The organism is Brevibacillus dissolubilis (assembly GCF_006170445.1).
In the GTDB taxonomy this organism is placed as follows: domain Bacteria; phylum Bacillota; class Bacilli; order Brevibacillales; family Brevibacillaceae; genus Brevibacillus_B; species Brevibacillus_B dissolubilis.
The window spans coordinates 130,859-153,971 of the sequence record NZ_VCNA01000004.1; the positions used below are offsets into that span (position 1 = coordinate 130,859).

Annotated in this window: 25 protein-coding genes; all 25 read right to left on the reverse strand. The window is 49.9% G+C overall.

Features of this window, described 5'->3' with window-relative positions; genetic code table 11:
• Window positions 1-31: 31 nt before the first annotated feature.
• Entirely contained in the window at window positions 32-2,482 is a 2,451-nt protein-coding gene (locus tag FGI41_RS09730) for a hypothetical protein (protein ID WP_139489928.1), read from the reverse strand.
• A gap of 338 nt (window positions 2,483-2,820) precedes the next feature.
• Complete coding sequence (locus FGI41_RS09735) at window positions 2,821-4,299, reverse strand: MFS transporter (RefSeq protein WP_139489929.1); 1,479 nt, start codon at window positions 4,297-4,299, stop codon at window positions 2,821-2,823.
• A 16-nt stretch (window positions 4,300-4,315) separates the two neighbouring features.
• A complete protein-coding gene (locus FGI41_RS09740) occupies window positions 4,316-5,434 on the reverse strand; it encodes a mandelate racemase/muconate lactonizing enzyme family protein (protein ID WP_139489930.1) in 1,119 nt (372 codons plus the stop codon).
• Between the two features lie 15 nt (window positions 5,435-5,449).
• The gene (locus FGI41_RS09745) at window positions 5,450-6,214 is read right to left on the reverse strand and encodes a TraR/DksA C4-type zinc finger protein (RefSeq protein ID WP_139489931.1); all 765 of its coding nucleotides are present in this window, start codon (window positions 6,212-6,214) and stop codon (window positions 5,450-5,452) included.
• Window positions 6,215-6,360: 146 nt separating this feature from the next.
• Window positions 6,361-6,852, reverse strand: a complete 492-nt coding sequence (locus tag FGI41_RS09750) for a DivIVA domain-containing protein (RefSeq protein WP_139489932.1) — start codon at window positions 6,850-6,852, stop codon at window positions 6,361-6,363.
• A gap of 154 nt (window positions 6,853-7,006) precedes the next feature.
• The gene (locus FGI41_RS09755) at window positions 7,007-7,783 is read right to left on the reverse strand and encodes a YlmH family RNA-binding protein (RefSeq protein ID WP_139489933.1); all 777 of its coding nucleotides are present in this window, start codon (window positions 7,781-7,783) and stop codon (window positions 7,007-7,009) included.
• A gap of 38 nt (window positions 7,784-7,821) precedes the next feature.
• On the reverse strand, window positions 7,822-8,094 hold the full coding sequence (locus FGI41_RS09760) for a YggT family protein (protein ID WP_139489934.1): 273 nt from the start codon (window positions 8,092-8,094) through the stop codon (window positions 7,822-7,824).
• 31 nt (window positions 8,095-8,125) lie between these two features.
• Window positions 8,126-8,551: a cell division protein SepF gene (locus tag FGI41_RS09765; RefSeq protein ID WP_139489935.1), complete on the reverse strand. Its 426-nt coding sequence runs from the start codon at window positions 8,549-8,551 to the stop codon at window positions 8,126-8,128.
• Between the two features lie 36 nt (window positions 8,552-8,587).
• Entirely contained in the window at window positions 8,588-9,283 is a 696-nt protein-coding gene (locus FGI41_RS09770) for a YggS family pyridoxal phosphate-dependent enzyme (RefSeq protein ID WP_139489936.1), read from the reverse strand.
• 9 nt (window positions 9,284-9,292) lie between these two features.
• A complete protein-coding gene (pgeF, locus tag FGI41_RS09775; protein WP_139489937.1) occupies window positions 9,293-10,111 on the reverse strand; it encodes a peptidoglycan editing factor PgeF in 819 nt (272 codons plus the stop codon).
• A gap of 68 nt (window positions 10,112-10,179) precedes the next feature.
• Entirely contained in the window at window positions 10,180-10,464 is a 285-nt protein-coding gene (locus FGI41_RS09780; protein WP_139489938.1) for a PRC-barrel domain-containing protein, read from the reverse strand.
• A 420-nt stretch (window positions 10,465-10,884) separates the two neighbouring features.
• Window positions 10,885-11,253 (reverse strand): hypothetical protein, encoded by a 369-nt coding sequence (locus FGI41_RS09785; RefSeq protein WP_139489939.1) that lies wholly within the window; start codon window positions 11,251-11,253, stop codon window positions 10,885-10,887.
• A gap of 169 nt (window positions 11,254-11,422) precedes the next feature.
• The gene (gene sigG / locus FGI41_RS09790) at window positions 11,423-12,202 is read right to left on the reverse strand and encodes an RNA polymerase sporulation sigma factor SigG (RefSeq protein WP_139489940.1); all 780 of its coding nucleotides are present in this window, start codon (window positions 12,200-12,202) and stop codon (window positions 11,423-11,425) included.
• A gap of 100 nt (window positions 12,203-12,302) precedes the next feature.
• Window positions 12,303-13,025, reverse strand: a complete 723-nt coding sequence (sigE, locus tag FGI41_RS09795; RefSeq protein ID WP_139489941.1) for an RNA polymerase sporulation sigma factor SigE — start codon at window positions 13,023-13,025, stop codon at window positions 12,303-12,305.
• Window positions 13,026-13,028: 3 nt separating this feature from the next.
• Window positions 13,029-13,994 (reverse strand): sigma-E processing peptidase SpoIIGA, encoded by a 966-nt coding sequence (spoIIGA, locus tag FGI41_RS09800; protein WP_139489942.1) that lies wholly within the window; start codon window positions 13,992-13,994, stop codon window positions 13,029-13,031.
• Window positions 13,995-14,155: 161 nt separating this feature from the next.
• Window positions 14,156-14,626, reverse strand: a complete 471-nt coding sequence (locus tag FGI41_RS09805; protein ID WP_139489943.1) for a spore coat protein — start codon at window positions 14,624-14,626, stop codon at window positions 14,156-14,158.
• A gap of 111 nt (window positions 14,627-14,737) precedes the next feature.
• Window positions 14,738-15,160 (reverse strand): hypothetical protein, encoded by a 423-nt coding sequence (locus FGI41_RS09810; protein WP_139489944.1) that lies wholly within the window; start codon window positions 15,158-15,160, stop codon window positions 14,738-14,740.
• Between the two features lie 99 nt (window positions 15,161-15,259).
• Window positions 15,260-15,982, reverse strand: a complete 723-nt coding sequence (locus FGI41_RS09815; protein WP_139489945.1) for a hypothetical protein — start codon at window positions 15,980-15,982, stop codon at window positions 15,260-15,262.
• 212 nt (window positions 15,983-16,194) lie between these two features.
• Window positions 16,195-17,361 (reverse strand): cell division protein FtsZ, encoded by a 1,167-nt coding sequence (gene ftsZ, locus FGI41_RS09820; protein ID WP_139489946.1) that lies wholly within the window; start codon window positions 17,359-17,361, stop codon window positions 16,195-16,197.
• Window positions 17,362-17,464: 103 nt separating this feature from the next.
• Window positions 17,465-18,727 (reverse strand): cell division protein FtsA, encoded by a 1,263-nt coding sequence (gene ftsA / locus FGI41_RS09825; protein ID WP_139489947.1) that lies wholly within the window; start codon window positions 18,725-18,727, stop codon window positions 17,465-17,467.
• Between the two features lie 119 nt (window positions 18,728-18,846).
• Window positions 18,847-19,194 (reverse strand): small basic family protein, encoded by a 348-nt coding sequence (locus tag FGI41_RS09830; protein ID WP_139489948.1) that lies wholly within the window; start codon window positions 19,192-19,194, stop codon window positions 18,847-18,849.
• A 2-nt stretch (window positions 19,195-19,196) separates the two neighbouring features.
• The gene (locus tag FGI41_RS09835) at window positions 19,197-19,814 is read right to left on the reverse strand and encodes a DUF881 domain-containing protein (RefSeq protein WP_255298410.1); all 618 of its coding nucleotides are present in this window, start codon (window positions 19,812-19,814) and stop codon (window positions 19,197-19,199) included.
• Window positions 19,815-19,960: 146 nt separating this feature from the next.
• A complete protein-coding gene (locus FGI41_RS09840) occupies window positions 19,961-20,656 on the reverse strand; it encodes a DUF881 domain-containing protein (RefSeq protein ID WP_139489950.1) in 696 nt (231 codons plus the stop codon).
• Between the two features lie 28 nt (window positions 20,657-20,684).
• The gene (locus tag FGI41_RS09845; RefSeq protein WP_139489951.1) at window positions 20,685-21,755 is read right to left on the reverse strand and encodes a cell division protein FtsQ/DivIB; all 1,071 of its coding nucleotides are present in this window, start codon (window positions 21,753-21,755) and stop codon (window positions 20,685-20,687) included.
• A gap of 96 nt (window positions 21,756-21,851) precedes the next feature.
• Window positions 21,852-23,108 carry a UDP-N-acetylglucosamine 1-carboxyvinyltransferase gene (murA, locus tag FGI41_RS09850; RefSeq protein WP_139489952.1) on the reverse strand — a complete coding sequence of 419 codons (1,257 nt, stop codon included), beginning with the start codon at window positions 23,106-23,108 and terminating at the stop codon, window positions 21,852-21,854.
• Window positions 23,109-23,113 lie beyond the last annotated feature (5 nt).

Below are 23,113 nucleotides of genomic sequence, written 5' to 3' on the forward strand. Positions count from 1 at the left end.
CTGCTTTTCACAATACTTTATTTTCATATTTTTATGGTAATATTTGTTTTGCAGGTGGCATGTTAACTCCACTAGGAGTTGGAATAGTTCCATTTAAAATTGAGTCATGTGCAACGGGCATTCCTGGTTCAGTGGCTTTCCCACCAAAAATCGCAGAACCACTTTCTCCCCTTGCCCCATCTGGCCCATAACTGGTTATTGTATTTCCTTTTGAACTGCCCTTGCTTTCAACTATTACCACATTCCCTCCCTTCCTAAATATAAAGTTCTGCGAGTTATTACCTGCTACGTAAACCGCATCAGGATTGGATAATATTTCTAACTCTTTTTCCTTTCCAAGTCTACCATGGTAGTTGCTAGCATATTTAATTTTCCCTTCTTTAGCTCTATTACTAATATCCTTTGCTGATCTCACATGCTTTTCAAAGTCTGTTGATTTTTTACTATCTTCATCCGTCTCCTCTGGTTTTACCAAAAGATCTCTACCAGATGTTTTTTTCCTTTCCTTAATTCTCGAATCTTTTACAGAATTACCCTGTAACCTCCCACTTTCACTTCCTGCTCCCCGATCATTACCATTACTATGACCTACTACAGGCCGCCCATTAGAGTTTCCGGAATCCCTTCCACCCTGTAGAGCCCTGATTTGGATTCCATCAGGCGTTCCTTTAGAAATAAGCTCTGGATACAACTGTTGCCCAACAGCTTCGGCAAGCACAAATTCCTGACGGCCCTCTTCCATTGAACTTTCTTTATCAGTTTCATCAGGATTATGTCTCTTCCGATCTACTTTCTTCCTTCTAAATTCGTCCAGATCAATCACATTACCTCTAACAGGCTCAAGGTCTTCCATCCGCTTCCTGTTAGTACGCTCCGGTATTCTCTTCTGTGCCTTTGCAGCAGTAGTTAATATCTTCGCCCCAGCCCTAGCAGCCTTAACCCCTAATCCCGCACCGCTTCCAATAAAATAAGACGCGGCCTCGGCGAGGTTCTTCCCAAACGCGACGGCTTCCTCATAAGACACTTCCCCTTTGAGAACCCGCACGCTGTTCGTAGCCACATGGACGAACGGCTCAATAATCGACTGTAAAACCGATCCTGCAAGTTCACCAAGCGTCGTTTTGCCGCTCTTGATATCCTGGTAGAGGCTGATCACATCCGAAACGACCTTCGGTATGTTAACCAACTGTGCCAAATCTAACGCCGTTTCTTTGACAAACAAGTACATTCCATGCTTAATCCCAAGCGTGGTGCTAGCCGTATTCTTTACCCACTCAGGCGCATTGCTGTTTTCCACATAATCAAGTAAGAATTTCTCCCCTTGCATCATCAGGTCAGTTGGGAGAAAAGCTCCCTTGACTGCACCTTTGACAGCATCCTCGGCGACTTGCCCTACTTGGACAGCAGCTTTCTTGGTAAAGTCAACCGCCTTGCCAGCAGCTTTCACAGCCATATTTCCCGCTTGAATCGCTGTTTCTTTTACCTTGGTGACGGCCTTCTTGCCCACTTCCACAGCCTTCGCAGCAATCCGGGTCACCGTCGTCTTAGTATCGTTGACGACCTTTTGGACAAATTTGACGCCTTTATCCAAGGCTTTTTTGCCGTATTGGACGACCTTTTCCTTGACCGCTTCCAGCTTCTCAAAAGCGGCGTTGACCGCTTGACGTCCCGTGTCCAAAACGGCTCTGCCTGCATTGATGGCGAGTGATTTTCCAGCTTGAAGGGCTTTCCCACCGTATTCCATAGCTGCTTCTGCGGTGGAGGTTACTGCCTTGATTCCAGTTGCAACGGCTTTTTCTCCGGATTCCCACACCGATTGACCCGTATTGACGAGTGCTTGCTTGCCTTCTTCTACCTTGGATTGAATCCAGCCGAACCAACCGCCGGATTCCTCTTGTTTTGGTTGTTCCTGTGGTTTTGGTGGAGCTGGGGGATCTCTTGGTTTTTGAGTTCCTTTCGCTACCGTTCGTTTTGGTTTGGGTCGGGGGATGTATTTGGCTCTGGTGCTACTTTGATTTTTGCGGGCAGGTGGGTCAGCGTCTTCGATCATCCGGCGCTGAATCACCTGTTTTCTCTGAACCACTCGTTGCCGTTGGATGGTCTGTTTGTTGGCGAGATATCTGGACGCTTTCTCGTCAATGGCTGCCCTCCTCTGGGCAACTGATCTTTGAGCAGTCCATCTTTGGCTGGGTGCTTCTTCTACTTCCTCCTCCGCTTCCTTCTCCATCTGTTCGAGTAATGAATGTTCCTCTGTGTCTAATGGGATCGGCTGGCTTGATTCTGATGCAATCGATGGTGGCTCTGACCCGCTGTGAGTATCTACGATGGGTTTAACAGCACTTGAGCTTGACTCAATGGAACTTTGCTCATCTGTTCTTTGGTTAACGGTTTCCTCTTCACCCACTTTCCTTTTGTCCAACAACCGTTGTACCGCACGATTCCCAAGCGTCCTTTGCAGCTGCATGACGTCTGTTGCTGACAAGCTCCTTGGCTGGGCTCTGGCTCTCTGGAAGATCGAGTGGGTCTGATTGGGTGAACGTGATCTGCTTTCCCTGTCTGATGTAGATGTTGATTGGGTTTGCTTGTCGCGCGAGACAGTTGGATGTCTGCCCATAGACAAAATAGCTCCCCCTGCACGTTTCATGTCAAGTCATCTCAACCTAATTCTCAATACCAAGCTAAGTAGTACAAATGGTCTACAGATTCTATTTATGGATTCAAAGCGTTACTTATTCTAATCAAGTGAAAAAGTGCGGAAAGGACAAAGACCCTCGGAACCATCTCCGAAGGTCTTCTTTTCGGTTTTCATGCTTGGCATCATCACTTCGCCTTATCCTTGTCCTTATCTTTCCCTTTCATCGCCTTATCCAGCAGTGCATGCATCATATCGGTCGGGTCAAAGCCCAATTGTTTCTCACGCACTTCACGCACCTTCTGATCTGGCTCTTCGCGTTTGACGCCCAAAAGTACGGCGACGTCCTCGAAGCCTTCACGGTTGATGAAGTTGCTTTCGTCTGCATCTTTTTCCGTAGCTTTCGCATGTTCGTGAGACATCTCTTCCTCCCCTTCCCGAGAAGCGGCTTGCTGTTGCTGCTGACCCACAGTCTGCGGTGTAATGAAGAAGAAGGCGATCACCGCGAACAGTGCTGTCAAGCCGGCGATGGTGTAGAACATCACGTTGGCGGAGATGCTGATCAGCCAGGTGAATACCGGCGGCCCTACGGCAACCCCGATAAAACGGACACCATTATACAGTGAGGTGATCATCCCGCGCTCGGACTTTTTGACCGAACCGATAATCATACTGTTGAGACACGGCAGGATCATCCCTGTCCCGATGGAGCCGATGACCAGTACGCCGATCAGGATGTACGCATTGTTTTCGACAAAACTGGAACCGAAATACGAAGCGGTCAAGGCAAGCAGCCCCATGATGATGAAGAAACGCATCAGCTTCAGCTTTTTCTTGATGATCGCCCCTGTGATGTAAGCGGTGATGGACATCGCTAACAGTGGGATGGCAAGCAAGCCCCCCTTGGCGACACCGTCGATGCCATACTCCTCTTCCAACAGGTCAGAGAGGTAGAACAGCACGCCGAACAGGGTGAACAGACAGATACTCCCGATAAAAAATGCGGGTACGAGCCATTTCCCGTTTTTCGCAAAAACGGTTTTGATCGAGTGAATATATTGCCCGACCGGCATCGGTTCTTTTTTCTTCTTCTTTTCCTTGACCATGAACAAGAATAACAGCAACACGGCCCCACAGATGATCGGGAAGGCCAAAAATACGGTATACCAGGTGATTAGGGCAAAAAGGGAGCCGAGAATCGGGCTGAGCACCTTCCCCATCCCATTCGATGTCTCTAGCAGACCGAGCGCCCTACTCTCCGACGCCCCGTTGAACAAGTCCCCAACCAGAGCCATCGCGATCGGCGAAGTACCAGCGGCTCCGACCCCCTGCAGGACACGCCCCACCATGATCATCAAGTATGGATCATCGAACCAGAGCGCGGACAAACCTGCTAGCAGACCACCTAACCCATACAAAGACAGGGCAATGGTGACAACGATTTTGCGGTTAAACCGGTCAGACAGATAACCCGCGAGCGGGATGACCAGACCCGCGGCAATCGAGAATGCCGTGATAATAAAACTGGACTGAAACGAGGTCAGACCCAGCTCTGTTTCCATAGTCGGGAGAATGGGAATCAGCATGGAGTTGCCGAGTACCATGACGAGTGGTACGCCGGCTAAACCCAGTAGGTTTTTGGTATCTTGTGCTTTTGCCTGTGCCATATCGTCTCCTCGTCTCCTAGATATAGGTTCTACCATCCCAACGGTAGGTGTTCAGTACATCCTCATCGACACTTAGACCAAGCCCTGTCCCTGATGGTATGGTGTACATACCCTTCTGCGGCTTCAACTGGAACAGCATGGTAAATGGGTTCTCCATGTAGTCCCACTCGACAGGCTCTATTTTGTCACCATCCATCTTGCTCATCGCGGGCAGACAAGCCTGGGCATATAACGCATAAATCCGGGACAAGCCTCCGTCAAAAGCATGCGGTGACACCCGCAGCCCACTCGTACGGGCCAGCTGCAAGGTGCAGCGGTATCCGTCGATCCCGTCTTGGTGCATCGTATCAGGCTGCAGGATATCGACCGCCCCCTGTGTCACCAAGGGTAAAAAGGCGGTGGCATTCTTCATGTTTTCTCCACCTGCCAACGGGACAGAAAGCACTTGGCGGAGAAGCTTGTATTCCTCCACCTTTTCCATCGGCATCGGCTCTTCTAACCACAGCAGGTTGTCCCAGCCTTGAAAAAGCCGCTCCCACGACCTCGCCGCCATCACATCATAGCTCTGGTTGGCATCAAGAGCCAGCTGCACGTCTCCCTGAAGCTCCTGCTGCATCCGCTTGATATGAGCCTGATCCTCCTTGATGGTTCGGCCGCCGATTTTGACCTTGGCCATGGAGAAGCCCTCTTGAATAGCTTTCTTCACAAGCCCTATCGAATATTCCTGCCAATTCGGATCATCGCTGTACGACTGAAACGATGCATACGCCGGAACCGTGTCATGGATCTTTCCGCCCCACAGGTCCGTGATGTGCAGTCCGGCTTTTTGGGCGATGATCTCGGTCAGAGCCATACTGACCGCTGCGGCTGAGCGCATGTGCCACTTTTTGATGATCTTGGTCAGGTTGGTTCGGTCGGTCGCTCGCTTGCCGATCAGATAGGGGATGATCCGCTCTTGGAAGCCTTTTTCCAGTGTGGGGAGCCAGTCGATGCACTCCCCATACCCCTGATAGCCTGACTTGGTGGTGATGCGAATCAGATAGCAGCTGCGGTACTTTTTATAACCGTTGGCGTCCCCGTACGGTCTGGAACATTCATGCAGCAGTGGAAAGGTCTCGATACGCTCAATGATCACCTAGAAGCCGCCCCTCTACATGAGATCGTTGCGGCTTTCCCGCTCTACCCGCTCATCCAGATAATCGTCATAGTCCAGCATGTAGCCTTTGCCTTCGCCACGGTCGATGTAGGCCTGATACGTCCCGCTGCGCAGGAATCCGACACTGTCTGCCCCGTGATAACCATGGATGTCGGTAAAGGCGATCTGCTCTACCGGCTCGACATAACCATCCGGCTCATCTGATTCGATGTACATCTCCTTGTAGTCGAGCTTGGCTTGATCCACATAGGAAAACGGTGTACTAGACGTCCCCCATGCCTCCACGATCTGCCAAGCATCCTCTGCATCAAACCCGTTATAGTCATCACGCTCATCCATCGAGCGACGACCAAACGGCGGCTTCAGGAAATCCTCTTCCACCGGGCGCTGTATATTGATCTGCGGCTGTGGTGCGTGCTCCTTACACGTCAAGGACTGTGGGCGTGCCTCCAGACGAGCCTCATCAATCGGCTGGCCGCAGACGGTACAGAGTCCATAGGTTCCCTTTTCGATCTGATCAAGCGCCTGCTCGATCTCTCTGAGCGTCTCACGGTCAAGTGCCCTCAGTGAAAAGTCCTTTTCACGTTCAAATGTCTCCGTCCCGATATCAGCGGGATGATTATCATACGTAGAGAACTCCACAATCGATTCAGAAAGGGATTCATTCAAGCCATATTCATTGTTGGCAAGTCGTTTGTACATATCGTCCCTGTCGTCCAGCAGGCGTTCCTTGAAATGGGCGAGTTTCCTTGCGTCCATGAATAACACCCTCCTTGTGTACGCATTCAGGTGAACACTTTTGTCTGATCGTTATGGTAGTATGCCCGGTCGCGCCCAACAAAAAAGACGCTCCTCCGTGGCAGTTATTACTACCGCGTCAGAACGTCTCTTCAACATACGTGTAATTACAGGTTCTCTAAGCTAATCGCTGAATCCGCTTTTTCAAGGTCTTGCCAGTCACCGTTCTCCAGCATCTCCATCTGTGCTTCGAGCAACGTACGGAAACGCATACGGTAAACGGAAGCACGTTTTTTGAGCTCCTCGATCTCAATCGCCACTTTGCGGGACTTCGCCAAGGACTCATTGACGATGCGGTCTGCATTCTTCTCTGCTTCCTTGAGGATCAGCTGTGCTTCTTTGCGTGCATTGTTCTTCACATCTTCGGCGGTCTCTTGTGCCACCAGGATGGATTTACTGAGGTTCTCTTCCATGGTCTTGTAATGGTCGAGACGCTCATTGAGCATGCCCAGACGGTCTTCCAGTTCTTTCTTTTCTTTGATCAAAATCTCAAAGTCCTTGATGATCTGATCAAGAAACTCGTTCACTTCATCCACGTTATAGCCGCGGAATGCCGTGCTAAACTCCTTATTATGTATATCCAATGGCGTTAATGGCACATGAACACCCCACTTCATCCGTTATCGTTTGTCGTTGATGCTTTATTTCGACAGAGCATATGATGATTCCTGCCGTTTTTTGCAAAATTTTTGCTGATTTGTGTGACAATTGTTCAAACTGGCCTGACAGAACGTCTGTCTGCTCCTCCATAGTTTAACCAGTATAGACGCCAACCATCATACGCAATCGTCCACTGCGGGTCGGCCCTGTCACCTCCAACACCTCAAAACGGCCAAAGCCTTGCAGAGAGATCATGTCTCCCTCCTTGACCTGATAAGACGGGTCGTCCACCACCTTGAAATTGACCTTGAGACGTCCGGCCCGAATCGGCACCAATGCTTTGGCACGCGATAAGTTGCACACTTCGCCCACCACTGCATCGACACGCGGGGAAGCGACAGTGACCGTTTTTTCTCTGAGCTGTCTTTCCACAGACAGGATCTGGTCAAACGGCACTTCCTTGATCTGGACAGGTATCCGGTGAATCTGGGTCACCTGCATATTGACGAAGCCGACGATCTCACTTGCCACAATCGCCTGGCATTCCCCGTCATGGAGCAGGATATCACCGAATTTTTCCCGCTTGAGCCCGATATGCAACAAAGCCCCCATCACGTCCCGATGCTCCAATTGGACGAAACGTTGGTTGCCTTTGATTTGGATCAGTGTCAGTTGGTAATCGGCCAACTCCGGCTGGATGTAGCTTGGGGTAATCAGGACACGCTTGCGCTCCGCTCCCTCATACCCGCCAAACGAATGCACCGCCACATCGGACACTTGTGTATGCAGGCTCTGAATGATCTCATACTGCCTCGGATCGAGAAAATCAGTCAGGCGCATGGACTGCTTCCGCTCTACCTGCGTCAGCATTTCCAGCGCCCGCTCGACAAAAGGAAGCTCTTCTTTTCGAAAATGATTGTAGATGCTCATCGGCTATGTCCTCGACACACAATCTTTTATGGTAGGGATTAAAACGGTAACATACGCAGCAGGTAAGCTACGCCGCTCTCTGCAAAATACAGCGCAAAAATAGCCACAATCGGGGACAGGTCGATCATTCCAAGCGGTGGAATAATCCGGCGGAATGGAGCTAAGAACGGCTCCACCAGACGTTCGAGAAGCTGTCCGATCGGCGTATCACGCATTTGTGGAACCCAAGACATCAGTATGTAAGCGATCACCATATAACGGTAGATGGTAAATGCAAAGCTGATAACAGTATAAATCGATGCTGCAATCATTCTTTCACCTCGATTTTAGGGGCACACCCGATTATTCTTCACCAATGACACTAGAAATCGTTCCTTGGATGTCAACATGATCTGGGGTGCAGACAAAAATATGGTCCCCCACCTTTTGGATATCACCATTGAGCGCATACACCGTACCGCTCAGAAAATCGACGATGCGCTTGGCTTGATCCTTTTCCACGCGCTGCAGATTCACCACAACCGGACGGCGGTGGCGCAGATTATCCGCGATATCCTGTGCGTCACTGTAATGACGCGGTTCAAACAGCATCAAGCGGATTCCCTCCCGTTCGCGCGCCGCATGCAGGCTGACCACGTTGTTGGCACGCTGTTTTTTCGGTTGAATCATTTCGTCTTCGCCCTCATGCTGCTCGTCTTCCATGACTTCTTCCACGTACTCTTCACTCTCAAGCCCGAAGAAGTTCATGAGCCGATTCATCACTCCCATGATTTCTCCTCCTTTCGATGTATTTTTACACGATTACTATGGTTTCACCAAAATAGAACCCAATCGGATAAAGGTCGCACCTTCTTCAATCGCCACTTCAAAATCACCGGACATGCCCATGGAAAGCTCTTCGACGGTTACATTCGGCAGATTCAACGCCTGTAAGCGCTTTTGCCATTCCCGAAGACCGCGAAAAACAGGCCTTGCCTCTTCTGGATCATCCACGACAGGTGCCATGGTCATACATCCAGCTATCCTTATATGTTTCATATTACTGCATGCTTCCACAAATGCCAATATGTCATTAGGATCAAGACCAAATTTTGTCTCTTCCCCAGAGATATTAATCTGCAGGAAGCAGGGCACGATGATGTCAAGAGCTTCTGCCCGCTTGTTGATCGCTTCTGCGAGTGAAAGTCTGTCCAACGAATGGATGTAGGTGAACCGCCCGACTACATCCTTGACCTTGTTGGTTTGCAGATGACCGATAAAATGCCAAACGCCCTTGTCCCCATGCGCTTCATACTTCGGTACACCGTCTTGGACGCGGTTTTCCCCGATGTGTGTAACACCTGCATCGAGAATCTGTCCGACTGCATCTGCATCTACATATTTCGTCACCGCAACGATTTTGACCTCTTGGGGATCACGGCCACTGCGCGCGCAGGCCGCTTCGATCTTTTGGTTCAGGTCTGTCAGCTTGGATTGAATCATCTCTTGGTATGTCGTCATATGTGTCTGTTACTCCCTCCATCCGATAAATGAGGCCATGCGTCCCGTTTTTCCGCCTTCTTTTCGATGGGAGAAAAACAGGTCGGTTCTGCACCCGGTACAATAGCCTGTGCGGGTGATCTGTTCTGGCTTGATGCCAAAATCGCTGAAGATCAGCTGGTTTAACAGTGGCAGATCGAGCATATACTTGCCGTTCTGCTTAGCTGTTACGGCCTGTTCCCAGTGACCGGTGGATTTGCGCACTTCATCAATAATCCGGTCATCCACTTCATAGCAGCAGACCCCAATCGATGGACCAATCGCTATTAATAGGTCTTCAGGCTTACTACTATATTCCTTATGAAACGCTTCGATCATTTCCCCGGAAATTCGACCCACAGTTCCTTTCCAGCCGGCATGTGCTACACCCACCGCTTTCCTCCCTTTGTCTAAGAAAAACAACGGCACACAATCGGCATAAAAGGAAGCTAGCAGAACTCCCGGCTCATTCGTATGTAAACCATCTGTACAAGCAACAACATCATCAAGGCTGGCCCGGCCTGCCCCACGTGAATCAGCGGTTACACGCTGTACAGTGATGCCATGCACCTGATCTCCACAGGTAAATGCATCAAAAGGGAATCCTAAACGCTCGCTTAATTGACGCCGGTTCGACACCACCGCCTGCGGTATGTCGCCTACGTGAAGACCCATATTCTGGCCTGTGTAGGGCGCTTGGCTTTCTCCACCTGTGCGCAAAGTAAACCCAGCAAGAAGGTGTGGATTATGTCGTTCCCATTCTGTGAGATGGAGCGTATGGGTATCCTGATGAATTGCAAAAGCTTCCATGGGTTCATTCTCCTCTCCATTTGGGCATACCTTCATCTTACTGGGTTTTTACCCCTTGCCGCAAGGTTTTATCTGTATTCCCCTTCTTGTTGCTGTTTCGCCTCTATTTTAAGTGCCTCTTCCAGTCGAACCAATACAACATCTTTCCCGATTTTTACGATGTTGCGCCACGGAATCACATATTCGTTGGCTCCACCGCCGAACAATCCCAAGAACTTGCCCTGCCCAGGGACGACGATCGCTTCGACGCGTCCGTGGCGCAGATCGATTTCTAAGTCTGAGATGAGGCCGAGGCGTTTGCCGTCCAGAATGTTGACGACCTCTTTAGTTTGGAAATCAGAGATTTTTACCATACGCGTTTGATCACCCACTTTCCTCGTTTTATGTATATGTGGACGTGGGGGGATAATTGACAGGCAATTGTACAGTGGGGGAGCCGAAGGCTTCCGATCCGTTCGCCTTCTTTGCAACCCGCAAGGGGAGCATGGACTGTCCGCTACAGAAAAAACAAAAGTTACGACAGGGCAAAAAGGGTTCACAGAAGCGGATTCGTGCGATGGGGTTTGCCCTTTAGCAGACTCGAAGAGGCTGGCACTTTTGTTTTTTCCTCCGCTGAGTGAGGTTGCAAAAGAGGCTTACAGCTCGGAAGCCTTCGTCTGCCCCAGACAGCTTTGCCTGTCAGCGAACTGAAAAGGAATAAAGAATGAAAGACGAACCAACATAACAAAACCCACGAAAAAAGAAGAGGACATTCAAGTCCCCTTCCCTCTATACTACGTGTTAATTTCAACAACGCCTGCGGGTGCACGGCGCGTTAATTGGATGGCGGCAATTTCGATGTCACTCAATACTCTGGTCACCAAGATAAAAGAAGACATCACGTTGTTGAAACCAAGATTGGCCAGATTGCTTACACTTGTTCTACCACGGAATACTCTGACATTTCCTTGATAGTTTGTTCCTGAGAACAATACCAAGGTAACAAAATCAGTATTGCCACGAAGAGTAAAACTTGTCAAAACATTGTTGAAGTTAATGGCCACGGCATTCCGTACGGCTACACCTCTGCGTCTAAAACGTCTTCTTCTCCCGGTAAAGTTAGCACCTGTCCAGAGAGTAAGTCGAACATTTCTTATTGGCATAGAGAATCAACTCCTTCTTTGACATAGTGGCATTATATTCGCAGCAAATTGATTCTCCTGTTCACTTGTCTTATGGCACTTACAACAATTCATCCCTTACCAATCCCATTTTGACCGCACAAAAAAAATCCCCAAACCGTTGTTTGAGGATCGATAACTGATATATACCCTATGATTGCACGTGCTTTTGCATATGCGATATGGCCGCTTTTTCCAGACGCGACACTTGGGCTTGTGATATGCCAATCTCTTCCGCTACTTCCATCTGGGTCTTGCCCTCATAAAAACGCATCGACAAAATCATCTTTTCCCGCTCACCGAGACGCTGCATGCCTTCGCGCAGTGCGATCTCCTCCACCCAGAAGATATCCTTGTTCTTTTCGTCGCTGATCTGATCCATGACATAGATTGGATCGCCGCCGTCCTGATAGATCGGCTCGAACAGGGAAACCGGGTCTTGAATCGCATCTAGGGCGAATACCACATCTTCTTTTGGTACATTCAGCTCTTCAGAGATCTCGGTGATGGTGGGTTCGCGGGAATGCTTGTTGGTGAGGTTGTCGCGTACCTGCAGGGCTTTGTACGCGATATCCCGAAGCGAGCGCGATACCCGGATGGGGTTGTTATCACGCAGATAACGGCGAATTTCGCCTATGATCATCGGTACAGCGTAAGTGGAGAACTTAACGTTTTGTCCCAGATCAAAATTGTCGATGGCCTTCATCAAGCCGATACAACCTACTTGGAATAGATCGTCGACGTACTCCCCTCGATTGTTAAAGCGCTGGATCACACTCAGGACGAGACGCAGGTTGCCATTGACCAGCTTCTCACGCGCGGCGTGTTCACCGCTTTGCAATCTTTCGAAGAGCTCCCTCATTTCTTTGTTCGTTAATACGGGAAGCTTTGAAGTGTCTACTCCACAGATCTCTACCTTGTTGCGTGACACGCCATTCCCTCCTCAGAGAAAAAGAAAGTTCCTATCCCAAGTCAACCACTTTCTGGTACTGGTTTAGGAACAGTATCCCCTCCGAAGGAAGAATTATGCGTTACACCATTTTATTGAATTCTTTTCGAAGTCGTTTAATAATTCGTTTTTCAAGACGCGAGATGTACGATTGAGAGATACCCAAAAGATCAGCGACATCCTTCTGGGTCTTTTCTTCCTCACCGGATAAGCCGAAGCGTAGCTCCATGATCGTACGTTCGCGCTCAGAGAGTTTATCAAGCGCTTTTTTCAAAAGCTTGCGGTCTACTTGGTCTTCGATGTTTTTGTAGATCGTATCATTTTCGGTCCCAAGCACGTCGGAGAGCAGCAGCTCGTTGCCGTCCCAGTCGATGTTGAGCGGTTCGTCGAAGGAGACCTCTGAGCGGATTTTATTATTGCGGCGCAGATACATCAGGATTTCATTTTCGATACAGCGCGATGCGTAGGTAGCCAACTTGATGTTTTTCTCTGGGTCAAACGTGTTGACGGCTTTGATCAGCCCGATGGTGCCGATACTGACCAGATCCTCGATGTTGATGCCCGTATTTTCAAACTTGCGGGCGATATACACCACGAGGCGCAGGTTGCGTTCGATCAGGACGCTGCGCACGGCTCCATCTCCAGAGGGCAGTCGGGCCAGCAGGATTTCTTCCTCTTCGCGTGTGAGTGGTGGCGGCAATGCTTCACTGCCACCGATGTAATAAATTTCATCGGCTTTTACTCCGATTAAGAGCAGAATTCGATACCAGAACAACTGGACATACAGGCGAAATTTTACATACATGCTCTAGCCCTCCTGTTCAAAAGATTGGTTTGGCTCCACGACCGCATCGGCTTGGAGCATCGCTGGGTGTACAATGGCCTGATAACGTCCATCTGAGCTAAGTGCGATTGGATTTAACCCAATCAGAACTTTCTCATTATGATAGCGGCAACCGTCTTGGATGACAGTGACCGAATCAGGCTTAAACGCGACGAGGAAGTCCATCCCCCGTGACACGCTGCGAAAAGGGATCAGGCGAATACGCGATTGCCATTCGGCAGGAGCGGTCTCCATCAGACTCTCCAGCTTGCTGAGTTTGTCCACATCGTCTCGGGCAATCGCAAGAATCGGCGGGGGTATGACATGGGCAAACAGATGAGCTTCCATCACCGTCACCGGAGTCCTTGTGATCGGCTCATGCAGTTGGTTGCCCGTATCCACCAAACCTCGGCAAAGCACACTCTCGCCAGCCACCTTGACCACCATCTCGACCAGAAATGCTTCGATCTTGCGCGGTTCTTGAATCGCTTGGTAACTTTTGCGGGAGAGCACATAGACGAACGCAAACCCTGCAGCGAGGATGATCAAGGTCGGCTTGGTGCCAACCCCAAAACCATCATTGTGCGTGACGATGATTCCGTTGACGATCTCATTTTGCGTCGACAGCATGTATTGAAGGCCGAATACACCACCGCCAAACACAAAGGCGACGAAATAAAAAATGCACAGATCCTGCAAAAAACTCAGCCATCGCCTAAAGCCAAATGCGATCCACAGCATAACCAGGGAAAACAGCAGTTTGACAAACGTCTGGTACATCCCCGCAAATGACGGTAAAAAGAAAAACGCCAAATAACTGGACCCAAACAAAGACGCCACCGCAAGCCGCCACCATTTGATGTGGAGCTTTCGGAAATAGGCGGTGAACCACAACAACAAGGCATCGATTGCAAAATTCAGGAGTAGAATGATATCCAGATACACGACCATCTTCTGCCTTCACCCCTTTGGCAAAGACAGTATATCTCAATATGTATGTAAATTCTGTCAAAACTTGACCGCATTTTTTCCCTTTTTTTGTTGAGAAATGATCATTGAAAAATAGAAAAGAACACGAGAGGAAAATCCATCTCGTGTTCTTCTTCCATCTATTAGAGAATGTCTACTTTTGCGATAATCGCTGCGAGTACTTGCAGCAGCACTTGGATGTTGGCTGCGAGATCGGTGTCTGTCGTGGTGACATTAACATCGCGAGAGTTCTCTACGCGGATGTCTTGGCGGTTGCTCTGTGTGATGCTAGAGCTCTCGAGCAGGTCCGCAGTCACTTCTTCAGCCACATCGGAATCGGCGATCGTGATGCTGATGATCGCTGCGATTGCTGCTTGCACTGCGAGTTGAATCGCCAAAGCTGCCTGAGTGTCGGTTGTGTGAATGGTTACGCCGACGGAATCACGAACGAGAATCGTCTCGTTGGAAGTCTGCGTAGTCTCAACGGTTTGTTCCGCATCAAGTCTTACATTTTCGTCGTCTGAGTTATCTCGGTTGCAGCTGGAAGCTTGCGCAGTTTGTGGATCCAGAGCACTCCATTTTTGGCTTTTAGTTGTCGCTTTTTTCTTTGCCATTGTGAATCCCTCCCTTTCGTTATACTACAGACTATGAGGAGGGAAGACGGGCTGTATAGATACATGTCTTACGTCATTCGCTGATTTTTACGAGTTTTTCGGAATCGCCAATTATCTACCTGGATTGCGCTTGTTATTCGCACTGTTTCTTCTTCTACTCGCCTTGATTCTTGACTTGGATTTTGCTGTCCGTTTTTTCGCCGGAGTGGTGGCGGTATCTTCTGCGGATACGGTGCCGTGTTTGGGAGCGGGAGTCGCGTAAAGGCTCTTCACCTGATCCTGCAGGTTTTGCATCATCTGTTGAAGCTCCTGCTTTTCTTCCTTCGTAATCCGGTTGATCTTATCCTTTGTGACCCCGTGTTTGCGGAAGATGTTGAGCACCATAAAATCAGCAGCGGTGCGGGTCAGCTGTTCCACTTTATTGTTTGTTTCTTCACCTGAGACCTCATCCTCTTGCACGGCTCCCAGCGGCCACTCTTCATTCAGGTTCACTTCTTGGACTTTCAGTTTCTGCGGTTCAAAAGCGTTTTCCATCGATTCGTCCCCCATTCTGTCCAATTTATCGTCATAACATTTATATGAAATAACGAAATGAGAAGTGAGGGCGGGCCATAAAATCATTCACATCCCGAACTAGTTGGAGGCTGGAACAGCAAAAGCAATACGGGCACTCTCCCCCATAACCGGTGTACTGACACTCACATACACATGGGCTGTCCCTGCTTCAAGCGGTGGAACGAAAAGAGTCGTAGACGACGCGTTGGTCATCTGACCATAGGTAAGCAGGTTGCCGCCGGCCGCGGAATCATAGACTTTAATCATCGACTGGTCAGCCACGTTGCTTACCTCCAGCCAGTAACCATAATTGAGATTCTCCATCATGCTCAACTGGCTCGCATCGAGCGGTACAGATGGAACCGCATAAGATGGCACCTCAACAGCAACCGGGGCACCCTCTACCCCATCCGCATCCGTCTTGGTGACATATACATGTGTCAGACCTTCTGGAATCCCATCGACGATCACCTCTGCAATCGTCAAGCTGCCCGGATATGAGCCTGTCCCGATTTCAAGCATCACAGAACCATCCACTTGTGCATCGTACACCTTGATTTTGGTAAGCGGGGGTACGTCCGCAAAAATGATGTCATCGCCACCAGTCTGATTGTTCACAACCGTGATGCTGGCCGGGTCGATGGAGAGTGCCCCTGTCTCTTCATCTGCTGCCACCTCCGTACCTGCAAGAACAGCCTGTCCCGTTGCTGCGTAAACAGATGCCCCCGGCGTGAAGCCAAGAGAAAGAGCGCTCATCACCAAAAACGATGTGGCGGACAAAAGAATCGAACCTTTATTCATCTTCAAACACTCCAATCTATTTTATTGTATTTATGTATGATTCTGGCTGATATATATATTGTGATTATTCTACTCCTATTCTTTTCATTGGTCAACTTACTTAATTAAATTAACAAAGAAATTGACAAAAAATATCTCTCCATGAAAAAAGCAACCTCATTCCTCTTTTTTGAGAGAAACAAGGTTGCTTCCTATCTTCTTGGGTTCCGATTCTACTTCTTGTTACGGCGGCGGTTACGCAGGAACGCTGGGATATCTAGATTGTCCAGATTACCCATGCCGCTGTTGGAAGAGTACGTAACGGTTGGCTCTTCCTCTACTTCGCGTGCACGAGGCGCGCTGCTGGCAGGAGCCGCTTGTTGGGCTGGACGTACCACGCCTGGCTGTGGTTGTGCCTGACGGCGTGCTGCCGCATTCTGGCGTTGGTTGTCTTCAAAACCAGTCGCAATTACGGTTACGACGATTTCGTTTTTCAGCTCTTCGTTAATCACGGCACCGAAGATCATATTAACGTCGATATCTGCAGCGGAGGACACAATATCAGCCGCTTCATTTACTTCATAGAGACTCAGGTTGGAGCCGCCAGTGATATTCATCAGGACGCCGCGTGCACCGTCGATGGAGGTCTCCAGAAGTGGAGAGGAGATCGCACGGCGGGCTGCTTCTGCCGCACGGTTTTCACCGCTGCCTACACCAATCCCCATCAGAGCAGAACCGCGCTCGGTCATGATCGTTTTTACGTCAGCAAAGTCCAAGTTGATCAGACCAGGTACGGCGATCAGGTCGGAGATGCCTTGTACACCCTGGCGAAGCACGTTGTCCGCTTCGCGGAATGCTTCGAGCATCGGTGTGTTTTTGTCGACGATCTCAAGGAGACGGTCGTTCGGGATGACGATCAGGGTATCTACTTTTTCTTTAAGTGCTGCGATCCCTTGTTCTGCTTGAAGCGCACGCTTGCGGCCTTCAAAAGAGAATGGACGCGTCACGACACCTACTGTGAGGGCGCCGAGTTCTTTGGCGATTTCTGCGATGACTGGTGCTGCACCTGTACCGGTACCGCCACCCATCCCTGCGGTAACGAATACCATGTCAGAGCCACGCAGCGCGTTTTCGATCAGCTCACGGCTTTCTTCTGCCGCTTTTTTCCCTACATCTGGGTTGGCACCTGCGCCGAGACCACGGGTCAGCTTTTCACCGATTTGCAGCTTGATATTTGCACTGGAGAGATGGAGCGCTTGTGCGTCGGTATTCACTGTGATGAACTCTACACCGCGAACTCCGCCCGCAATCATTCGGTTCACCGCGTTACTACCACCGCCGCCACATCCAATAACCTTAATCTGGGCGAGAGATTCCATATCTAAATCAAATTCCAACATCGTAAAAGTCCTCCTCATTCAAAACATTCATTCTGTCATTCCCGTGGTTGTTTGGACGACGGGGGGCGTATTCGTTCTGAACCTCGATCTTATTTTCATGGTTTTAGATAAATTCGCTAAACCAATTCTTTACTTTTTCCATGAAATTGCCATTCTCTTTGTTTTTCTGTGGCTGTACAGGCTTGCTGGAAGATTTGGCCGGGCTTGGACGTCCGGCTTTGCGTTCTTGCGGTTGCTGGGTGGATGCATACTGGATCAATCCAACCCCCGTCGTATAAGATGGGTCGCGAACGCCTATGTAATCAGGAATAGCGACACGAACAGGGGCATTCAGCTCCTCTTTGGCAAGCTCTACCATCCCTGGCATGCATACCGTTCCCCCGGTCAAGACATACCCCCCGGCGATATCGGAATGAAACCCGAGCCGGAGAATCTCATCTTCTACCAGGTTAAACACCTCAGCAGCACGCGGTTCGATGATGGTAGCGAGGTCCACCTGGGTGAATTGCTTCTCCACCTCACTGCCGATGCGCGTCACTTTGAACTTTTCATCTTCGGAGGCTTCGTCGATCAAGGCACAGCCGTGCTTGCGCTTGATCTTCTCCGCTGTCTCCGTATTGGTGCGAAGTCCAATGGCGATATCGTTGGTGATATGATCGCCGCCGATACCGATGGTGGAGCTTGCTGCCAGCTGTCCCTGTTCGAACACGGCAATCGTCGTAGAGCCGGCACCGATATCAACCAGCACGACACCCAGATTTTTGTCGTCTTTGGAAAGAGCTACTTGGCTTGCCGCCAGCGGCTGGAGAAACAGGCCAGCTACTCTCAGCTCTGCCCGTTCAATACAACGTACAATATTGTGAATGACCGTCTTGGCGCCGGTTACAATGATGCCTTCCATCTCCAAGCGGACACCGATCATACCGCGCGGGTCTTTGATGTTGCCTACGCCGTCCACGATAAATTCTTTAGGGACAACCTCGATAATCTCACGGTCTGGGGGGATCGCCACGACGCGCGCCGCCTGCATCACACGCTGAATATCTTCTTCGCGGATTTCGCGGTCTTCACTGGATACGGCTACGACGCCTTGGGTTTCAAACAGTTCAATATGATTACCGGTTATTCCTACATATACATCATCAATGGTAACGCCTACCATACGTTCTGCATGATCGACAGCTTCTCGGATCGCATGCACGGTTTGGTCGATATCAACAATCGCACCTTTAGTGATGCCTTCAGAGTGAGCTTGACCCACGCCGATGATGTTGATCTGACCATTGTTGATCTCTCCAATCATAACCCGGACTTTGGAGGTACCGATGTCGATACTCACGATCAGTTCATTCGATTGATTTACCAAACCAGTGACACCTCCCCTAGTTCATCTTTTGCTTTGGCTAAGCTAGAACTACTGCATAAATTATTCCACACAGGATAACCATTCCCTTTTTTCTGACGATGATTTTTTTAAAATTACTTCTAATCCCGTTGACTGAGCCAGTTGGACAAGAGAATTCGACGAATAACGGCAAGGTTGTTAAAAAGTCGCACCCCGAATGCGACAATCGCCGCCATGTAAAGATCAATACCTAAGAAGGCACCCAAAAAAGCAAGCCCGGCGGCGAACAAGGTGTTGAAGAAAAAGCCGGACATAAAGATACGGACGTTAAACATGCCTTCGAGATAGGAACGGATTCCGCCAAAAATAGTATCGAGTCCAGCCAGCAAGGCGATGGACAGATAACTGGTGTATTCTTGAGGGACGCGCAGATCAAGCAAAAAGCCGGCCGCGATCCCCACAATCAATCCGACAATAGGAAGCCACATATCTAGGAATCTCCTTTGGCTTTTACTGGAGTCATGAAGCGGATCGTTTTCTCGCCAGTAAACGCTGGAATCACAAGGTGTTCCCTCTCCTCCATGACAATCTGCTTATTGACAGACTGCAGGAAGAAGTTCTCCACACCTTCTAACTTTAAACCGGAAATGAGTGTCTCTGGTTCTCCCAGAGCCTTGATCTCATATGGCGGTTGAATCGTCTTGGTATCAACTTGGATCTCATCACCGACATTGCGGATGGAGCTGGTAGAAATCAGCCTGTTGCCATTAATCGAGATTGCTTTGGCCCCATTGGCAAGCATTTCATTGACCAGCCAGCGCAGGTCGTCATCAAGAACTACGCCCGAAGACTCTCCTGATGGTGGAAGGTTGCCTCTCTCTGTCGGATATTCCACAGGAGTGGGCGCTGAGTCGTTGTCTTCAATACGCAGGACGATTCCACGATCTTCCAGCGGAACCAGTCCGGCCAACTTCTTGGCACGCTGCAGCTCTTCTTTCATAACCGCGATACTTTCACGGTCATTGAGAGCAGTCTCATATTGATAGTTTAATTGATCATACTTAGAAATGTCACTTAGGATAGATTTACTCTTTTCTAGCTCCTTCAATAGGGTCCCACGTAGTTCTGTTATACTACGTGACTCTGTGACTTTTGGAGTAAGGTTGCTTTGCAATTGGGTCGCGAGCATAATTCCTATGATAGCACTTATCAGTGTTAGAATAAACGTAATTTTGCGCTTGCGTACCAGATTCTTCATCCCTTGTTATCCCCCACAAATGCAGGTAATGAAACGAGATCTTTCTTCGTTACATCGATTTCTACGAACCCTTCAAACCAGTCAAAAATGCCTCCGGGAAGATGCAGGGCGCCCTCAAGTACTGCTGGATCGCCGATTGCGGTGATCTCAAACGGTGCCGCTGATTTGACCCCGTTGACGATAACGGTCGGACCGACACAGCGGATCACCGTGCCCGATACCAGGCGCTGACCGTTGACACTGATCCCTTCGGCTCCGGCTGCGAGCAGCTCGTTGACCACTTTCCAGATGTCTCCTTCGTGCACAATATAGGCGGAAACATTGGTGCTCGTCGGTTTTGGGTTGTCTCGCATGGTGACGATCACACCGGGACCTTCGACCTGTACGAGACCTGCGAGCATTCGGGCCTGTTCGAGTTCACTTAAGACCGTTGCAGCCTCGGATTGATGGTCGGCCATCGCTTCCTCCACTTTGGCGGTCTGGCGTTGTGCGTTCATCAGCTGTTCTTCTAATTTGCGGTTTTTCTCCCGCTCTTCGATGATTCGTTCGTTAAGCTGTGCTTCTTGCTGCCATTGGTTTTCACTGCGTCGGTCGATGTTTTTGATGCGGGTCATTTCGATTGAGTTGGAAATGAGAAAACCTGTGCTGATCATGACGAATGTGAGATACAAATGAAATTTGCGGATACGCATGAGTGTTTTCACCCTTCATGACTCGTTTTTACTCGAAAGACGGGGCGTTGGCATTGGATGTCGACTCTGTCTGTGCTTCTGGGGAGGTGTCAGACGAATTCCCCTGTTCATTTTGTTCCGACGCTGCTGGTGTGGCAGGCGTTTCACTGCTGCTCTGTGACTGCGCTTGTCCATCAGATGGGGTGATCGCCTCTTGGCCGTCGGCAGCTTCTTGCGTGTTGGCAGATGGGGGATCGGTGCCTTGCGGTGTGCCTTGACCGTCTGACTCTGCCACGTCGCTCCGGGTCTCTGTACTCTGTCCGAACTGCTGGGCTTCTGCTGCATTCTGCGCGGCTTGAGAGGCTCTTTCCGCGCGTTCTGCTTCATAGGTGCTAAACCACGAGCTTTCGAACAGGTGGATCACCCCTTTTTGCCCTTTGGGGATCTCCTTGGCGATCGACGGATACCACGGCAGCTTGTCCTTGAGCAGATGGACGGTGCTCTCTACCTCGTTGCCGTCACGCATATAGAGGATCACGCGCTCCTTGTCAAAGGCGCTTGGATTCAGCGACAGATCTGAGATTTGAGACAGCATGGTCGGCGGCAGCTCGCCCAATGCGTGTGCCAGCGTGGCCAGATTCAGCTGCTCCTTGCTGCTCCAGTTACGGATGATGGGCCTGTCCACTACGATCTGTCTATTTTTCGGAAGAGTCAGGAGCTTGCCGTCTTCTAAGAGCGGCTGCATCTCACCGGTAGACTTGGCTACATAGGCGACACGCTGGTACTCCTTGATCTCCAAACGGACGATTCCCGGAAAATCACGCGTAACCTGTGCACGCTCGATTCCTGGCAGTACCGCCAGATTTTCGCGGATGCTGTTGTCCCAGATATTGAGAAATTGCATGCCCTCGTACAGCCCGGACGCTTGCAGGATCTCTTCCTTGCTGTAGATTTGATTGCCGTAGATCTGAATCTCACTTACTTTGCTGTAAGGGGAACGGAAGAAGACAATACCGAGTACGGTCAGGAAAAATAATAGGATAAGAGATAATAGCTTTTTATTTCCTCGCTTCTTCGGCTGGACTTGCTTCACCTGTGGGATGCGCTCATCAACACTCATAGTCATCCTCCGTAACTGGTAAGGGTAGGTTCATGAAAAACGGTCGAAAACGTGAGGAAAAGCGGCATATGGGCATGCCGCTTCTCATCAGTGACATTATAGATCAAGTCGGGAGATGTTGGCTCCCAATTGTTGCAGTTGTCGCTCGATTCGTTCATATCCCCGGTCGATATGGTGTACCTGTTCGACGTAGGTCGTGCCTTCTGCTGCGAGACCCGCCAACACGAGTGCAGCTCCTGCGCGTAAATCGGTAGCTTCCACTGTCGTCCCTTGGAGATGATCGACACCGCGAATGAAGGCGGAGCCTAAGTCGACATAGATGGAAGCGCCCATCCTCGCCAATTCATTCACATGCTTGAAACGTCCTTCGAACACCGTTTCTTTGATCACACTGGTTCCCTCTGCTTTGGAGAGGAAGACCATCATCTGCGCCTGCAGATCCGTCGGAAAGCCCGGATACGGCGAGGTGATGATGCGTTCAATCGCTCTGGAGCGGTTGTGCGCTTTGATTTCCATTATATCATGGTGCGTATTGATTTCAACACCGCAGCTCTGTACCAATTGGATGAGCGCTGTGAGGTGTTCTGGCATCGTATTGGTCAATTCGATATGTCCATTGGTAAGCCCTGCTGCCAACAGATGGGTACCTGTGACGATGCGGTCTGGGATGACCCGATAGGTGACAGGACGGAGACGGTCAACACCGTCGATCTCAATCGTATCCGAACCCGCACCGCGAATCCGTGCTCCCATCGCATTCAAAAAGTTCTGTAAATCCACAATCTCTGGTTCGCGGGCAGCATTGAGGATTTTGGTCGTTCCTTTGGCCAGCACCGCAGCCATCATAATATTTTCAGTCGCCCCCACACTTGGGAAGGTGAGGAAGATGTTATTCCCAATCAATCGGTCAGCCCTAAAGGTGATGTAGCCTTCCGATTCATGAATCGATGCTCCGAGTGACGAGAGACCGGAGAGATGCAAATCGATCCGTCTCTCCCCGATGGCACAACCGCCAGGGCGCGAGATCGTCACTTCTCCCAGCCGGGCTAAGAGCGGCCCCATCAGGAAAATCGAGGAGCGCATCTGGCCCATCAAGTCATCAGGCACATGTGTTATGGATATAGATGAAGTATCGAGCGAAACCGCTCCTTCATGGTGACTCGTTGTGGCACCAAGCTCAGTAAGGATCCTCAACATCACTTCGATATCTTTCAAGTGTGGAACATCATAGATATGAAACTGCCCTTCTGCCAATACAGCGGCGGCAAGAATCGGAAGAGCCGCATTTTTAGCTCCGTGGACTCGCAGACTTCCGGACAGAGGTTTTCCACCTTCGATAGTAAAAGTTTCCAAACTTT

What these genes read in the sequence shown, in the direction of transcription:
- FGI41_RS09735 (WP_139489929.1), bottom strand. Translation starts at nt 4,299, where the DNA reads ATGGCACAGGCAAAAGCACAAGATACCAAAAACCTACTGGGTTTAGCC.
- FGI41_RS09745 (WP_139489931.1), bottom strand. Translation starts at nt 6,214, where the DNA reads ATGGACGCAAGGAAACTCGCCCATTTCAAGGAACGCCTGCTGGACGAC.
- FGI41_RS09755 (WP_139489933.1), bottom strand. Translation starts at nt 7,783, where the DNA reads ATGAGCATCTACAATCATTTTCGAAAAGAAGAGCTTCCTTTTGTCGAG.
- FGI41_RS09760 (WP_139489934.1), bottom strand. Translation starts at nt 8,094, where the DNA reads ATGATTGCAGCATCGATTTATACTGTTATCAGCTTTGCATTTACCATC.
- FGI41_RS09765 (WP_139489935.1), bottom strand. Translation starts at nt 8,551, where the DNA reads ATGGGAGTGATGAATCGGCTCATGAACTTCTTCGGGCTTGAGAGTGAA.
- FGI41_RS09770 (WP_139489936.1), bottom strand. Translation starts at nt 9,283, where the DNA reads ATGACGACATACCAAGAGATGATTCAATCCAAGCTGACAGACCTGAAC.
- pgeF (WP_139489937.1), bottom strand. Translation starts at nt 10,111, where the DNA reads ATGGAAGCTTTTGCAATTCATCAGGATACCCATACGCTCCATCTCACA.
- FGI41_RS09780 (WP_139489938.1), bottom strand. Translation starts at nt 10,464, where the DNA reads ATGGTAAAAATCTCTGATTTCCAAACTAAAGAGGTCGTCAACATTCTG.
- FGI41_RS09785 (WP_139489939.1), bottom strand. Translation starts at nt 11,253, where the DNA reads ATGCCAATAAGAAATGTTCGACTTACTCTCTGGACAGGTGCTAACTTT.
- sigE (WP_139489941.1), bottom strand. Translation starts at nt 13,025, where the DNA reads ATGTATGTAAAATTTCGCCTGTATGTCCAGTTGTTCTGGTATCGAATT.
- spoIIGA (WP_139489942.1), bottom strand. Translation starts at nt 13,994, where the DNA reads ATGGTCGTGTATCTGGATATCATTCTACTCCTGAATTTTGCAATCGAT.
- FGI41_RS09805 (WP_139489943.1), bottom strand. Translation starts at nt 14,626, where the DNA reads ATGGCAAAGAAAAAAGCGACAACTAAAAGCCAAAAATGGAGTGCTCTG.
- FGI41_RS09810 (WP_139489944.1), bottom strand. Translation starts at nt 15,160, where the DNA reads ATGGAAAACGCTTTTGAACCGCAGAAACTGAAAGTCCAAGAAGTGAAC.
- FGI41_RS09815 (WP_139489945.1), bottom strand. Translation starts at nt 15,982, where the DNA reads ATGAATAAAGGTTCGATTCTTTTGTCCGCCACATCGTTTTTGGTGATG.
- ftsZ (WP_139489946.1), bottom strand. Translation starts at nt 17,361, where the DNA reads ATGTTGGAATTTGATTTAGATATGGAATCTCTCGCCCAGATTAAGGTT.
- FGI41_RS09830 (WP_139489948.1), bottom strand. Translation starts at nt 19,194, where the DNA reads ATGTGGCTTCCTATTGTCGGATTGATTGTGGGGATCGCGGCCGGCTTT.
- FGI41_RS09840 (WP_139489950.1), bottom strand. Translation starts at nt 20,656, where the DNA reads ATGCGTATCCGCAAATTTCATTTGTATCTCACATTCGTCATGATCAGC.
- FGI41_RS09845 (WP_139489951.1), bottom strand. Translation starts at nt 21,755, where the DNA reads ATGAGTGTTGATGAGCGCATCCCACAGGTGAAGCAAGTCCAGCCGAAG.